This window comes from Chryseobacterium rhizoplanae (assembly GCF_900182655.1).
Lineage (GTDB): Bacteria > Bacteroidota > Bacteroidia > Flavobacteriales > Weeksellaceae > Chryseobacterium > Chryseobacterium rhizoplanae.
The window spans coordinates 41,313-55,507 of sequence record NZ_FXTC01000009.1 but is presented as its reverse complement, the minus strand read 5'-3'; the positions used below and the strand labels follow the sequence as shown (position 1 = coordinate 55,507).

12 protein-coding genes are annotated in these 14,195 nt (G+C 36.3%); 7 read left to right on the top strand and 5 right to left on the bottom strand.

Features of this window, described 5'->3' with window-relative positions:
* Positions 1-174: 174 nt before the first annotated feature.
* Together aspS and FN817_RS17885 are read right to left on the bottom strand one after the other, a co-directional pair.
* A complete protein-coding gene (aspS, locus tag FN817_RS17890; RefSeq protein ID WP_142719128.1) occupies positions 175-1,929 on the bottom strand; it encodes an aspartate--tRNA ligase in 1,755 nt (584 codons plus the stop codon).
* Positions 1,930-2,066: 137 nt separating this feature from the next.
* A complete protein-coding gene (locus FN817_RS17885) occupies positions 2,067-2,429 on the bottom strand; it encodes an ankyrin repeat domain-containing protein (RefSeq protein ID WP_142719127.1) in 363 nt (120 codons plus the stop codon).
* A gap of 373 nt (positions 2,430-2,802) precedes the next feature.
* On the opposite strand from FN817_RS17885, the gene FN817_RS17880 reads away from it, so the two are divergent.
* Together FN817_RS17880 and FN817_RS17875 are read left to right on the top strand one after the other, a co-directional pair.
* The gene (locus FN817_RS17880; protein ID WP_142719126.1) at positions 2,803-4,197 is read left to right on the top strand and encodes an MATE family efflux transporter; all 1,395 of its coding nucleotides are present in this window, start codon (positions 2,803-2,805) and stop codon (positions 4,195-4,197) included.
* 240 nt (positions 4,198-4,437) lie between these two features.
* Complete coding sequence (locus FN817_RS17875) at positions 4,438-4,557, top strand: 30S ribosomal protein THX (protein WP_081983639.1); 120 nt, start codon at positions 4,438-4,440, stop codon at positions 4,555-4,557.
* Positions 4,558-4,616: 59 nt separating this feature from the next.
* Here the strand turns inward: FN817_RS17875 and FN817_RS17870 are convergent, their stop codons facing one another.
* From FN817_RS17870 to FN817_RS17860, 3 genes are all read right to left on the bottom strand, one after another.
* Positions 4,617-5,276 carry a DUF937 domain-containing protein gene (locus FN817_RS17870; RefSeq protein WP_142719125.1) on the bottom strand — a complete coding sequence of 220 codons (660 nt, stop codon included), beginning with the start codon at positions 5,274-5,276 and terminating at the stop codon, positions 4,617-4,619.
* An 80-nt stretch (positions 5,277-5,356) separates the two neighbouring features.
* Positions 5,357-6,616 (bottom strand): protein O-mannosyl-transferase family, encoded by a 1,260-nt coding sequence (locus FN817_RS17865; protein ID WP_142719124.1) that lies wholly within the window; start codon positions 6,614-6,616, stop codon positions 5,357-5,359.
* A 1-nt stretch (position 6,617) separates the two neighbouring features.
* Positions 6,618-7,127: a DUF2480 family protein gene (locus tag FN817_RS17860; RefSeq protein ID WP_142719123.1), complete on the bottom strand. Its 510-nt coding sequence runs from the start codon at positions 7,125-7,127 to the stop codon at positions 6,618-6,620.
* A 78-nt stretch (positions 7,128-7,205) separates the two neighbouring features.
* Between FN817_RS17860 and lpxB the strand changes: the two genes are divergently transcribed.
* The 5 genes from lpxB to FN817_RS17835 all read left to right on the top strand — a co-directional run bounded on the left by lpxB (position 7,206) and on the right by FN817_RS17835 (position 14,187).
* Positions 7,206-8,309 carry a lipid-A-disaccharide synthase gene (gene lpxB / locus FN817_RS17855; protein WP_142719122.1) on the top strand — a complete coding sequence of 368 codons (1,104 nt, stop codon included), beginning with the start codon at positions 7,206-7,208 and terminating at the stop codon, positions 8,307-8,309.
* A 39-nt stretch (positions 8,310-8,348) separates the two neighbouring features.
* Positions 8,349-9,440 carry a glycoside hydrolase family 99 protein gene (locus FN817_RS17850; RefSeq protein WP_142719121.1) on the top strand — a complete coding sequence of 364 codons (1,092 nt, stop codon included), beginning with the start codon at positions 8,349-8,351 and terminating at the stop codon, positions 9,438-9,440.
* A 142-nt stretch (positions 9,441-9,582) separates the two neighbouring features.
* Positions 9,583-11,352, top strand: coding sequence for a ComEC/Rec2 family competence protein (locus FN817_RS17845; protein WP_228451595.1), 1,770 nt, complete (start codon positions 9,583-9,585; stop codon positions 11,350-11,352).
* Positions 11,353-11,496: 144 nt separating this feature from the next.
* Positions 11,497-12,159: a succinate dehydrogenase cytochrome b subunit gene (locus FN817_RS17840; protein WP_047425117.1), complete on the top strand. Its 663-nt coding sequence runs from the start codon at positions 11,497-11,499 to the stop codon at positions 12,157-12,159.
* A gap of 15 nt (positions 12,160-12,174) precedes the next feature.
* On the top strand, positions 12,175-14,187 hold the full coding sequence (locus FN817_RS17835; RefSeq protein WP_142719119.1) for a fumarate reductase/succinate dehydrogenase flavoprotein subunit: 2,013 nt from the start codon (positions 12,175-12,177) through the stop codon (positions 14,185-14,187).
* Positions 14,188-14,195: the final 8 nt, after the last annotated feature.

Here is a 14,195-nt window from a genome sequence, read left to right as displayed (position 1 = left end):
TCCTGTTTTTGTATTAATTTTTACTATCAGATTTCAAATTAAGTTATTTCACCAATAATTGATATGGTAGCCAAAACTTTACTTATACTAGCATAAAGTTTATTCTATTAACAAATTAATGAAGTGCTGAAATTTAGTATATAAAAAAAGCGGGGCCAATACCCCGCTTTACATTTATGCTTTTAAATTCAATTGTAATTCTAATTCATCGAGCTGTGCATCAGCAATCGATGCCGGTGCGTCAATCATTACATCTCGTCCTGAATTGTTCTTAGGGAATGCGATATAATCTCTGATGACTTCGTTTCCGTCAAGGATTGCTACCAAACGGTCAAACCCGAATGCCAGACCTCCATGTGGTGGTGCTCCGTATTTGAATGCATTCATCAGGAATCCAAACTGAGCTTCTGCCTCTTCTCTTGTAAATCCTAATAAATCAAACATTCTGGACTGCAGTTCTCTGTCAAAAATTCTGATAGATCCTCCTCCGATTTCATTTCCGTTCAGAACCATATCATACGCGTTGGCTCTTGCTTTTCCAGGATCTGTTTCCAATAAGTGGATATCTTCAGGTTTTGGAGAAGTAAACGGGTGGTGCATTGCATGGAATCTTTCAGTATCTTCATCCCATTCCAATAGCGGGAAGTCAACAACCCAAAGCGGTGCAAATACGTTTCCTTTTCTTAATCCCAAACGGTTCCCAAGTTCCATTCTTAAAGCAGAAAGCTGGGCTCTTACTTTGTTTTCATTTCCGGAAAGAATCAACATTAAGTCTCCTTCTTTAGCTCCGAATTTTTCGATGATTTTCGCCAGATCTTCTTCGTTGTAGAATTTGTTTACTGATGAGGTTTTTACTCCATCATTCTGGAATTTAGCCCAAACCATCCCAGAAGCTCCAACCTGAGGGCGTTTTACCCAATCAACCAGCTCGTCAATCTGTTTTCTTGTATATTCTGCGCATCCTTCTACATTGATTCCGACTACTAATTCTGCATCATCAAATATTTTAAAGTCTTTTCCTTTTACCAGCTCGTTCAGTTCTACGAACTCCATTCCGAAACGGATATCCGGTTTGTCATTTCCGTATTTTCTCATCGCATCTGCGAAAGTCATTCTTGGGAAATCTCCGAATTCCTGACCTGTAATATCTTTTATAAGAGTTTTAGTCATTCCTTCAAAGACGTTCATGACATCTTCCTGCTCTACAAACGCCATTTCACAGTCGATTTGTGTAAATTCCGGCTGTCTGTCCGCTCTTAAATCCTCATCACGGAAACATTTTACAATCTGGAAATACTTATCCATTCCACCTACCATCAATAGCTGTTTGAAAGTTTGAGGAGACTGTGGCAATGCGTAAAACTGTCCCGGATTCATTCTGCTTGGTACAACAAAATCTCTTGCCCCTTCCGGAGTGGATTTGATCAGAACAGGTGTTTCCACTTCAATGAAACCTTCCTCAGATAAATAATTTCTTACTTTCTGTGCCATCTTGTGACGGAAGATCAGTTTATCTTTTACCGGATTTCTTCTGATATCCAGGTAACGGTATTTCATTCTTAATTCTTCACCTCCGTCTGTTTCATCTTCAATAGTGAAAGGAGGAAGCTGAGAATCGTTCAGAATAGTCAGTTTTTCTACCAGAATTTCAATTTCCCCTGTTGGGATATTAGGGTTTTTACTTACTCTTTCAATAACTCTTCCGGTAGCCTGAATCACAAATTCACGGCCCAGTTTTTTAGCTTCTTCCATCAGTTGCGCAGAAGAGCGGTCCTGATCAAAAACCAGCTGGGTAATTCCGTAACGATCTCGAAGATCTACCCAAATCATAAATCCTTTATCACGGATAGTTTGTACCCATCCTGATAGTGTAACTTCTTCATTCAGATTTTTCAGAGATAGCTCTCCGTTGGTGTGTGATCGAAACATAATTATTTGTTTAAAGTTCAATGTTTAAGGTTCAATTCCGAACCTTGAATTTTTCGTTGGCAAAGATAAGATTTTTGCAGGTTTTATAAATAAAAAAAACTTCCTTTCGGAAGTTTCGTATGTTGTTTTCAGGTTTTTTAATTTCTATTACCCCCTTTTTCGGTCAGAATTTTCTTTATTTCTTCAGTACCTTTTGTATCATCAGCTACTTCAAGAGGTGTCTTGTTCTGGCATTTTTTATTAACATTAGCCTTATTGTCCAACAGGAAATTTATAATATTCTTTCTATCAGACATTACACTAAAACCAAGAGGTGAATAAGCTATGTTTCCAACGAGGAAGCATTTGTTGTAATCTCCCGGGGCAAACTGTTTTTTAAATGTTGCCACATCATCAGAATAGATGGCTTTCATCTTTTCCTGAGTCATCTTCTGGGCAGAAAGCATGCCACCAGATAATAATATTCCAAATAGAAAGGTAGTAGAGATTATTTTTTTCATAAGGATACTTTTTTAAGAATATACAAATCTAAATTAAATTTTATTACCAATTGCTAAGTTTTGATAATAATTATCGTTCTATTAATCAGATTATTCTCGTATTAATTATAGAATTGTAAAACTGCTGTTTTGACTGTCATAAATTTAGAATTACTCCAGGAGCTAATAACTTCAGGTTTCTCATATTTCCGGGCATAGTCCTCAGTTGTACTACTGATAGATGACTGATACTCTTTCAAAGCTTACCATATCACGCTAAACTTTTATTATAATTTTGATTTTCTTACAAGAGCAATCTTATTAAAAACTTTCCATATGCCAATTTTTAATTGCTTTTGAATGAATACTTTTGCTAAGTAAACTAAAAGAAATCATGACAAAATATGTTGAATTTTTGAAAAAAGCATTCAGTGGCGAAGAAACAGATTTTACGAAAGTGAATATCAGAAGTGCTGTGTTGCTTTTAGCGATTCCCATGATGCTGGAAATGGCTATGGAATCTGTATTCGCGCTGGTTGATCTCTATTTTGTCGGACACCTCAAAGAAAGTGGTTTTGCTATCCAGACTGTGGGACTTACTGAATCTGTACTTTCTGTGATGTATTCTATTGCGATCGGTATGAGTATGGCGGCAACAGCTTTGGTGGCAAGACGAATAGGGGAGAAAAATCCGGAGCAGGCTTCCAGAAGTGCTGCACAGGTAGTATTGGTCTCATTTGTGATTACTTTTGTTTTAAGTTTACTGGGAGTAATTTATGCTGAAGAAATTCTGATTCTGATGGGCTCAAAGCCTGAAGCTGCGGCCTATGGAAAGAATTTTACCAGAATTATGATGAGCAGCAGCACAATTATTATGCTGTTATTTTTGATTAATGGGATTTTCAGGGGAGCTGGAAATGCAATGATTGCTATGAAAAGTTTGTGGATAGCGAATATTGCCAATATTATTCTGTGTCCAATATTGATAAAAGGATTAGGACCTGTTCCTGCTTTGGGATTAACTGGCGCAGCTTTGGCAACAACAATAGGGCGAAGTATCGGAGTGATCTACCAGTTGTATCATCTTTTAGTAGCAGATACCCAAATACGTATAAAGATTCCTTATTTTAAACCAAATTATGAATTAATCAAATCTATTATAAAGATTGCAACTCCCGGAATTTTTCAGTTTGTCATCGCTTCATGCAGCTGGATTTTCCTCGCAGAATTGGTAGCAACTACAGGGGGCGAAAATGCATCCGCCGGCTATCAGACAGCTTTAAGACTGATGATGTTCTTTATGCTTCCTGCCTGGGGACTGAGTAATGCGGCATCTACACTGGTAGGACAAAATATGGGTGCCAATGAAATGCTGAGAGCAGAACAGTCCGTAATGAAAACCGTGAAATATAATGTCATCTTTATGCTGATTGTAAGCCTGATTTTTATTTTTATGGGGAATTTTTTAGTTGGTTTCTTCACCCAGGAAACGGCTATTAAAGATTTTGCTAAAAATGCTCTTCAGATCATGAGCACAGGATTTATTTTCTACGGAATCGGGATGGTTATGATTAATGCATTTAATGGAGCCGGAGATACCTGGACACCTACCTGGGTTAATCTTTTTGGATTCTGGCTGTTTCAGATTCCTCTGGCATATTTTCTGTCAAAATATTTTGAAATGGGTCCAAAAGGAGTGTTTATTTCAATTCCTGCCGCAGAAACGCTGATTACCATAGTTGCTTTTATCTTATTCAAAAAAGGAAAGTGGAAAACAATAAAAGTTTAGAGAGGATAGGTGATGGGAGCTGGAAGAGAGAAGTAATGAAGGGTGAATTATCTAAAATAGTTTTTATAAGTAATATCGAGAGAACTGATGTGCGGCTGAGAATTGAAAATAGTAATCAATAATAACATCCAGCCTTCCTCTTCCAGCTTCCCTTTTTATTTTATAAAATTTTAACAGCTTCATTAATTGGATTTTAGAGTTGTATTTTCTAAATTCGTAATTAACAAATACATAATTACTATGGGAAAAGGAGACAAAAAATCAAGAAGAGGGAAAATCAATTCCGGAAGTTATGGTAAAAGAAGACCTAAGAAAGCCTCGAAATCTTTTACAGCTTCAGAAGAAAAATCAAAAAAATAATTAAAATAAAAAAGACCGAAGATCATGTCTCCGGTCTTTTTTTATGAAAATTAAATTAATTATTTACCTCCAAGAATATTACCAAGGATGCTGCCTAGGCCACCACCTCCTTGTTGTTGGTTTCCACCGCCACCCAATACACTTCCAAGTATATCGTTCAATGGATTTCCAGATGATTGAGATTGTGTTCCGCCTCCTAAAACACTTCCAAGAATGTCATTCAAAGGATTAGACTGTTGAGCTTGAGCCTGGCTGGAAGCATTCCCAAGGATTCCTCCCAAAAGATCTCCAAGACCTCCTGCGCCTACATTACTCTGCTGTTTCTGCTGGCCAATATATCCCATTACAACAGGTGCCAGCATCGCCAGGATAGGGCCTATTTTGTCAATTGAAATTCCTGTGTTTTGTGACAGCTGGTTTTCAACAGTACTTTTTTGTCCTCCAAAGATATGATCAAGAATAGATCCACCTTCGGCCTGTCTTGCTTCAATCTGAGAAGCGTCATTTAAGATACTTCCATTGTGGTCTTTATCTAAAGCATTATTTAAAGCCTCTGCTTCTTTAGCATCCTGAGATTTATTTCTAAGATAAGAAATAATAAGAGGTGTCGCTACTGCTAATAGGGCGATTACCTGGTTTTTGCCGATTCCGAATTTGTTTTCAGCCTGTTCAGCAACCTGGTTGCTTGTGTTCCCTGTAAGTAGGTCAATTAAACTCATTTTTTGTGTTTGTTAGTATTAAGTAAACCAAAGTTATCAAAAAATATGCCTCATAAAATGACCGCCCTTCATAATTATTGTTAAAGTTTTCTGATCTGTTCTTCTGTATAACCTTTGCTTTTTAGCACCTTGATATATTCTACAGCGCTTATGGTCATCCAGTCGATAGGTTCTGGTGCCTGCTTTTTATCAATGGTGAACTCCAAAATACCAATGTTATTATTCATCCATGGAAGAGCATAATAATCCAGACCGCCTTTGTACTCCTTAAATGCATGAAATTCTTTTCCTTTCTCTGTTAATAGTGCAACTTTATAGAAGACAAGATAGCCTACAGGAATCAGCAGGCACGTCCATGAGAAATTTCTTAAATAGGCATACTTCGCAGAAGAAAGACCGTAGCCTATTGATAAAGCAAAAATAATATTGAAGGGTAAAAAGAAGACATAATTATCGGATACCGCATAAAACGTAGAAAATCCATATACACATACTGCACCAACAGTAAAGACAAAAAACATTTTTTGGTTAGTTTTATACAAAAGCAGAATGCCTGCGACTCCGAAGAACGTAAATACATTGAAATTATAAATAAGATATACCAAAGATTGGAAAAAATCTTTCACATACTGAATTGTACTTTTTTTCAAAGAATCTTCCACCCACGTTCCCTGATCAGAGCTATAAGGTGATTTGAAGGGGAGCCCCTGGGAAATATTCAGAATAAATAAAAAGCTAAAGAATGCTGCAAAAATCAATAATGAAGTCGCTGCATATTTCTTTTCATTTCTGAAATAAAATAAGAAGACTAATAAAGAAGGTATTAGCAGTATGTTTTGAATATGAACCCATAAGCTGATCCCTAAAAACAGGCTGCTTAACAGGATATAAATTCTTTTATTTTCAACAAAACTTTTTATAACCGAAAAGAAAAAAAGACTTACCCACAGTGAGTTATAAGTATATACTTCTACTATTTCTGCATTTCTCCAAAACGAAAAACTGAAGCCAAAAACAAAAGCAGCCGTAAGGGAGGCCCATTCCGTCTTTGAAATGTTTTTTACCGTGAGATAAATAATAGAAACTGTTGCAGCACCTGACGAAACAACCAAAAACCGGCTTGCCTCAATGGCATTCATCCCTGTCAGGTTTTTAATAAAAATAACGGTATTAATATATAAAAAGTGACTCGTTGCTGTAGCATTTGTTGCCCATATTCCTTTTTCTGCATCAAGCACAAATCCTACACAGTCTGCAAAAGGAATTTTTGAAAAACTTCCGAAATAGTAGATACCAAGAAAAATAATAAACAAAAATAAGGCTGATAAATATTTGTTCATATTAGTTCTTTATGATCGGCACATTAGAACATGCTTCTCCGAACATCAGAGATTTTACAATGGGTTTTAACTGTTCTACCAGTTCTATATATGCATTTTCAGGAATATCTTTATCCGAACAGCCTTTTACCAGAACTCTTTTGCCTCTCATTTCCTCAAAATCATGAGTCTGGATAGCATTGTGCATTAAAATAACATCAAGATCCTCACGGCTTCCGAAGACTATTTTTTTTGCAGCATCCGTAAGTTTTGCGGTCAATACAAAATAAGCCCAAAGTGGGATAATTGTATCTACGGAATTGTAAATATATATATATGAGTCTTTATAGAGTTCTGTATCTATAGCCTCTACCTTTTCACGAAAATCTTTTTCTTTCAGGATCATTTCCTGAAAAAGGAAATCTTTAAGGTCAATACCTTTTCTTTCTCCTTTTGGAAGTAAAGTGGCAAGGTCAAAATTGATAAGGCCGCTTTCAGCAACTTTATTACGGATTTCAAATTCTTCTGACATTTTTTATCATTATCTTTGAACAAATTTACGAATTAAGATTATATCTATTTTAATTTGTTCTCTATCCTTACTATAGAAATGAAGTATTATATTATTGCAGGAGAAGCTTCCGGTGATTTACACGGGAGCAATTTGATGAAAGCCTTAAAACAAAAGGATCCGAATGCGGAGTTCAGGTTTTGGGGTGGTGATCTGATGAAAGCTCAGGGCGGGACGATGGTGAAACATTACCGTGATCTTGCTTTTATGGGGTTTCTGGAAGTGGTGATGAATCTCAGAACCATTCTGAATAATATTAAATTCTGTAAAGAGGATATCCAAAAGAACAGGCCTGATGTTTTGATTTTAGTAGATTATCCTGGTTTCAATCTGAGAATTGCCAGATTTGCCAAAGAGCTTGGAATCAAAGTCGTTTATTATATTTCGCCGCAGCTTTGGGCATGGAAGGAAGGGCGTGTAGAAATTATCAAAAAGTATGTGGATGAAATGATGGTGATTCTTCCTTTTGAAGAAGATTTTTACAGAAAACATGGAGTTCATTCCCATTTTGTAGGACATCCTTTGCTGGATGCTATTTCGGATCTGCAGGAAATCAATATTGAAAAATTCAAATCAGATAATGGGCTGAACGAAAAAGAAATCATTGCGCTTTTGCCGGGTTCCAGAGAGCAGGAAGTGGAAAAGATGCTTGAAATAATGCTTTCCGTAAGACCGCATTTTAAAAACTATCAGTTTGTAATTGCCGGAGCACCGAGCCTTCCTAAAGAATTTTATCAGAAATATGTGGATGAGAACGTCCATTTTGTATCCAATAAAACCTATGATCTGCTGAGGTGTTCCAAAGCCGCTCTTGTGACTTCCGGAACAGCTACCCTGGAAACAGCACTGTTGAATATTCCTGAAGTGGTTTGTTATCGTGGAAGTAAAATTTCTTATGCCATTGCGAAAAGATTAGTGAAAAACATCAATTATATTTCTCTGGTTAATCTTATCATGGACAGAGAGGTGGTGAAAGAACTTATTCAAAATGATTTGAATACCAAAAATCTGGTAGAAGAACTCAATAAAATTATATCCGGTGAAAAAAGAACACAGGTTCTGAATGATTACGAACTTTTGAGAGAAAAGCTTGGTGGAAAAGGTGCCAGTGATCATGCTGCTGAGGTAATATTGAAAGTATAATTTATCAAGGGTATTGAGACTTTAATCTACTTTTTAACTATGAATTATTGTAACCGTTTTCTATTATTATTAGTGTTTACATTGTTTTTCTCGAAAGGTGCTGCTCAGCAGAGCGACTCAAGAGATAAAGTTCAGATATTCTATTATGGATGGTATGGAAATCCTGAAACGGACGGAAGTTATCAGCATTGGAACCATGAAATCCTTCCTCACTGGAGCAATCCGAAGTGGAACAATCTGGGACATCACAAAGGTGGAGATGATATTGGAGCAAATTTTTATCCTGCGCTTGGAAACTATAGTTCCAACGACCCAAAGATCATTGAAAAACATATGAAAATGATCAAAGAATCCGGAGTGGGAGTGGTAGTTGTGAGTTGGCTGGGGAAAGATTCATTCACGGATAAAAGTCTTATCAAATACCTTGATATTGCCGATCATTTTGATTTAAAAATTGCATTTCACATTGAGCCGTTTTATAAAAATACTTCAGAATTAAAAGAACAGCTTTCTTATCTCGTAAAAACATATTCTGGTCATCATGCTTTCTATAAAAAAGAAGGAAAGCCATTGTTTTATGTTTACGACAGTTATAAAATTCCTAAAGAAGAGTGGGCTAAAATGTTAGCCAAAGACGGAGGGAAAACGGTTAGAAATACAGAACTGGATGCATTTTACATTGGATTATGGGTAGAGAAAGATGATGCGAAATTTTTTGATTCATCCGGCTTTGATGGTTTCTACACCTATTTTGCCAGCGAAGGATTTGTATATGGAAGTACAACTGCTAACTGGGATTTTATGGCCAGCTATGCTAAAGATCACCATATGATTTTTATTCCTTGTGTGGGGCCCGGTTATTCAGATACCAAAATACGTCCATGGAATGAAGCTAACTTCAAAAGCAGAAACCATGGAAAGTATTATGAAAATATGTTTGATGCTGCCATGAAAGTAAATCCGGACTTCATCGGAATCACATCATTCAATGAATGGCATGAAGGAACACAGATAGAACCTGCTATTCCTAAAAAAGGGGGAGATTTCAAATATGAAGATTATGGGAAAGATCCATTATTTTATATCAAAGAAACGAAGCGTTTAACGGATAAATTTCTGAAAAAGAGATAACATACTTTCAAACTTTAATTTCATAGTAAAAAATCAAGTGTTCTGTTGATACCTTTGATAGGTCGCAAAGCACTTATTTAGTTATTCATGAGATAATACTTCATTGATTAATTATCTATTTTACAGGGATAATTAATTGAAATTGCACAACCAGCCTCTACTTATTCTGGTGATCTGTTTTATTCTTGGAATTCTTTTTCAGGAGAAAATGGCATTAGCAGGTACTACATTTTATCTGGTTATTGTAATATGTCTGATTATACTGGCTGCAATATGTTTGCATTCTTATTTCTTACATAAAATCAAAACTTTTTTGCTGGGGTTTCTGTTTTTTGGAGCAGGAATTATTCTTCATTTTCACAATACTTTTTCAGATGCTTCTTTATTTGTAAATAAAAAAGAAACGGTTATTTTTACAATCTCTCAAAAATTAAATACCACTGAGAAATATAAGAAATATGAAGGAACAGGACAGGTTGGAAATATAAACTTTAATTCAGTTTTTTATGTTCCCAAGGATAGTAAAGAGCTGGATTTTGTTCACTACTACAGGGCTGATGCTTATATAACACAACCTAAAGCGCCTCAGTATGATTTTCAGTTTGAATATAAAAAGTATCTGAAGCGAAAACATATTGAATATCAGGCTTATGTTTCAAAAGAAATTCAATCTACAGAACGGGATGACTTAACGCCAACAGATAAGTTACACCAATATAGATTTAGGGTTCTCAAAAATATCGATAAAACCAGAATGTCAGGGAAGACCAAAGAATTTTTAAAAGGAATTATTCTGGCGGATCGTACAGAGATTGATGCAGGCACTGTGCAGGACTTTAATAAATCCGGAATGGTTCACTTTCTCGCTATTTCCGGAACTCATATTGTTGTTATTTTCGGGATGTTTTACTTTTTGCTGATTCGTTTTATTCCTTTGAAATTCAGAAAATATGCAGTCATTCTAAGCTTGTTTTTTATTTGGCTGTTTGCTGTTTTTATTGGATTTGGAAATTCTGTGCTGCGGTCCTGTATCATGCTGAGTGTTTATTTTATTTTTGTATTGCTTCAGCGGAAACCTGACCTGCTTCACTCATTGTCTTTATCTGCTTTTTTTATTTTGATTGGAGATACACAGCAGTTTTTTGATGTAGGATTTCAGCTTAGTTTTCTTGCTGTTTTGGGGATTTTTTGGCTGAATCAGCCTCTCCTGATGTATTTTCCAAAACAGGATAATTATCTTAAAAAACTCCTGTTCAATACCATTACGATATCTTTATCAGCTCAATTAGCCACACTTCCTTTGGTATTGTATTATTTTCATCAGTTTTCACTCATTTCAATCATTGCAAATATTGTCATAGTTCCTTTTTCAGAAATGATCATCGTTTTTTCATTTTTGATGACTGCCCTAATTTCTTTTGGGATTGACTTTGAATTGATGAATGTGATATATGATTTTATTATTCAGGTTTTGTTGAAAATGATCCATTGGTTTGCTGAGGTTGAGGTGTTGTTTTTTGAAAATATTCCAATGAACGGATTAGAGGTGCTTTCATTGTTTGTAATTGTTTATTTATTAAGGTCAGCTGTCTTAAATTTCAATGCTAGAAACTCTTCAGTATTGTTGATGGCTGTCATTGCATTTCTGATCATAAGAACGGGGAGTAATATCGTTGAAAATCAAAAAGAAGAGGTGCTGATTCATACATTCGGCAAAAACAATTTTATTTCAATAAAAAGCGGAGATAAGGCCTGTTTCTGGATTTCAAATATGGAAAATAAAGATAAGGTTTTACAATTTGTTGTAAAGCCTTACTGCTCTTCACGGAGAATACATGATTTTGAGCTTAAAACCTTTTCAAGTTCAGTTCAAAAAGTAGCTTTCAGGAATAGGATTTATGATTTGAAATAACGGTTGTAATTTATGTGTTTTCCTGTATTTATAATGTATAGAATTCTTATTTAGAAAGATTACAAACTGTCTATTTGTGAGATTTCTCACTTTTCGATATTGTTAAACTTTCTTAATTTTGTAGAAATTCAAATTTAAACTTATATGGCAGGTTTAACGAGTTCTACGATAGGTAGAAAATATGCTATGGCATTATCAGCTCTATTTTTGCTGATTTTTCTTATACTGCATTTGACGACCAATTTGTTATCAGTTCTGAACAAGGATGCATTCAATACTGCATCAGACTTCATGGGCTATAATCCTTTTGTGCAGTTCTTAATGCAGCCTATTCTTGGTTTTGCAGTAATTTTCCATTTCATTATGGGATTTGTGCTTGAGATCAAGAATAATAAAGCGCGTCCGGTAAAGTATGCAGCAAACAATGCAGCAGTGAATTCCTCATGGATGTCCAGAAATATGATTATTTCAGGAGCTGTTATTTTAGCTTTCTTAGCGCTTCACTTATATGATTTCTGGTTGCATGAAATCAATTACAAGTATGTAGAAGGATTAACCCCGGATGCAGAACGTTTCTGGCCGGAACTTCATGAGAAGTTTGCTGATCTTTGGAGAGTGGCTTTGTATGTAATCTCTTTTGTTTTATTAGGATTACACCTGGCTCACGGATTCCAGTCTTCATTCCAGTCTATCGGAGCAAGACATCCAAAATATACACCGGTGATCAAAGCTTTCGGGAAATGGTATTCAATCCTTATTCCTGCAGGATTTATCATCGTTGCAGTTTTTCATTTTATAACTCAATAATATCAATATACTAGTATGAGTAAATTAGATTCAAGAATTCCAGCGGGTCCTCTTAAAGACAAGTGGAAAAATCATAAAGACCATATGAACCTTGTTGCACCAAACAACAGAGATAAGATTGATATTATTGTTGTAGGTACAGGTTTGGCAGGAGGTTCTGCTGCAGCTACATTAGCTGAGCAGGGATACAATGTAAAAGCATTCTGCTATCAGGATTCTCCAAGAAGAGCGCACTCTATTGCCGCTCAGGGGGGAATTAATGCAGCTAAGAATTACCAGGGAGACGGTGACTCTACTTACAGATTATTCTATGATACCATTAAAGGTGGTGACTATAGAGCAAGAGAGGCCAACGTTTACAGATTAGCTGAAGTTTCTGCAAATATTATTGACCAGTGTGTTTCCCAGGGGGTGCCTTTCGGGAGAGATTACGGCGGTCAGTTAGATAACCGTTCATTTGGTGGGGTTCAGGTAAAAAGAACTTTCTACGCAAAAGGGCAAACAGGACAGCAGTTATTATTAGGAGCATATTCTGCAATGAGCCGTCAGATCGGTAAAGGAAGAATCAAAATGTACAACCGTCATGAAATGCTTGATCTTGTAATTGTTGACGGGAAAGCAAGAGGAATTATCGCAAGAAACCTCGTAACAGGTGAGATCGAGAGACATTCTGCTCACGCGGTAGTAATTGCATCAGGAGGATACGGAAACGTATATTTCCTTTCTACCAATGCAATGGGATCAAACGTTTCTGCAGCGTGGAAAATTCACAAGAAAGGAGCTTACTTTGCAAACCCTTGCTACGTACAGATTCACCCTACTTGTATTCCTGTTCACGGGACACAGCAGTCTAAACTGACTTTGATGTCTGAATCATTAAGAAATTCCGGAAGAATCTGGGTTCCTAAAAAGATTGAAGATTCAGTAGCAATCAGAGAAGGGAAATTAAGACCTGAAAATATTAAAGAAGAAGATAGAGATTACTATTTAGAAAGAAGATACCCTGCGTTCGGTAACCTTGTACCTAGAGACGTTGCTTCAAGAGCAGCTAAGGAAAGATGTGACGCTGGATTCGGAATCGAAAATAATGATACTCAGGAAGGGGTTTACCTGGATTTCTCTACAGAGATCATGAAAAAAGGTAAAGAATCCGCTATCGAAAAACATATTCATAATCCAACAGATCAGCAGATCTATGATTTAGGTAAGAGCTGGGTAGAGGAGAAATATGGTAACTTATTCGTCATGTACGAAAAAATTACAGCTGATGATCCTTATAAAACTCCAATGAAAATCTATCCTGCAGTTCACTACACAATGGGTGGTGTATGGGTTGATTATAACCTTCAGTCTACAATCCCTGGATGTTTCGTAATTGGTGAGGCTAACTTCTCAGATCACGGTGCCAACAGACTTGGTGCTTCTGCATTGATGCAGGGGTTAGCTGACGGATATTTCGTGCTTCCTTACACGATTGCAGATTACCTTTCTGCAGACATCAGAACAGGAACTATTCCTACCAATACAGGAGCGTTTGACGAGGCTGAAAAAGGAATTAAAGAAAAAATTGATTTCTTCTTAAACAATAAAGGAACTCATTCTGTAGACCACTTCCATAAGCAATTAGGAAACATCATGTGGAATAAAGTAGGAATGGGAAGAACTCCAGAAGGACTGAGAGAAGCAATTAAGGAAATTGAAGAAGTAAGAAACGATTTCTGGAAAAATGTAAAAGTACCGGGAGAAGGAGAAGGGATGAACACTGAGCTTGAAAAAGCATTCAGAGTAGCAGACTTCCTTGAACTTGGACAATTAATGGCTATCGATGCACTGCACAGAAACGAATCTTGTGGTGGACATTTCCGTGAAGACCATTCAACTCCGGACGGAGAAGCGGAAAGAGATGACGTAAACTACAAATACGTCGGAGCTTGGGAATATCAGGGTAACGATATCAACGCTGAAGTGTTGCATAAAGAAGAGCTGATATATGACAACATCGAGGTTAAAACTAGAAGTTATAAATAATCTCCAAC

Excerpts from the sequence above, each read along its gene's own strand:
- FN817_RS17875 (WP_081983639.1), top strand. The coding sequence starts at position 4,438 with ATGGGAAAAGGAGACAAAAAATCAAGAAGAGGGAAAATCAATTCCGGA.
- FN817_RS17840 (WP_047425117.1), top strand. The coding sequence starts at position 11,497 with ATGGCAGGTTTAACGAGTTCTACGATAGGTAGAAAATATGCTATGGCA.
- FN817_RS17850 (WP_142719121.1), top strand. The coding sequence starts at position 8,349 with ATGAATTATTGTAACCGTTTTCTATTATTATTAGTGTTTACATTGTTT.
- FN817_RS17835 (WP_142719119.1), top strand. The coding sequence starts at position 12,175 with ATGAGTAAATTAGATTCAAGAATTCCAGCGGGTCCTCTTAAAGACAAG.
- FN817_RS17870 (WP_142719125.1), bottom strand. The coding sequence starts at position 5,276 with ATGAGTTTAATTGACCTACTTACAGGGAACACAAGCAACCAGGTTGCT.
- FN817_RS17860 (WP_142719123.1), bottom strand. The coding sequence starts at position 7,127 with ATGTCAGAAGAATTTGAAATCCGTAATAAAGTTGCTGAAAGCGGCCTT.
- FN817_RS17880 (WP_142719126.1), top strand. The coding sequence starts at position 2,803 with ATGACAAAATATGTTGAATTTTTGAAAAAAGCATTCAGTGGCGAAGAA.
- lpxB (WP_142719122.1), top strand. The coding sequence starts at position 7,206 with ATGAAGTATTATATTATTGCAGGAGAAGCTTCCGGTGATTTACACGGG.
- FN817_RS17865 (WP_142719124.1), bottom strand. The coding sequence starts at position 6,616 with ATGAACAAATATTTATCAGCCTTATTTTTGTTTATTATTTTTCTTGGT.
- FN817_RS17885 (WP_142719127.1), bottom strand. The coding sequence starts at position 2,429 with ATGAAAAAAATAATCTCTACTACCTTTCTATTTGGAATATTATTATCT.
- aspS (WP_142719128.1), bottom strand. The coding sequence starts at position 1,929 with ATGTTTCGATCACACACCAACGGAGAGCTATCTCTGAAAAATCTGAAT.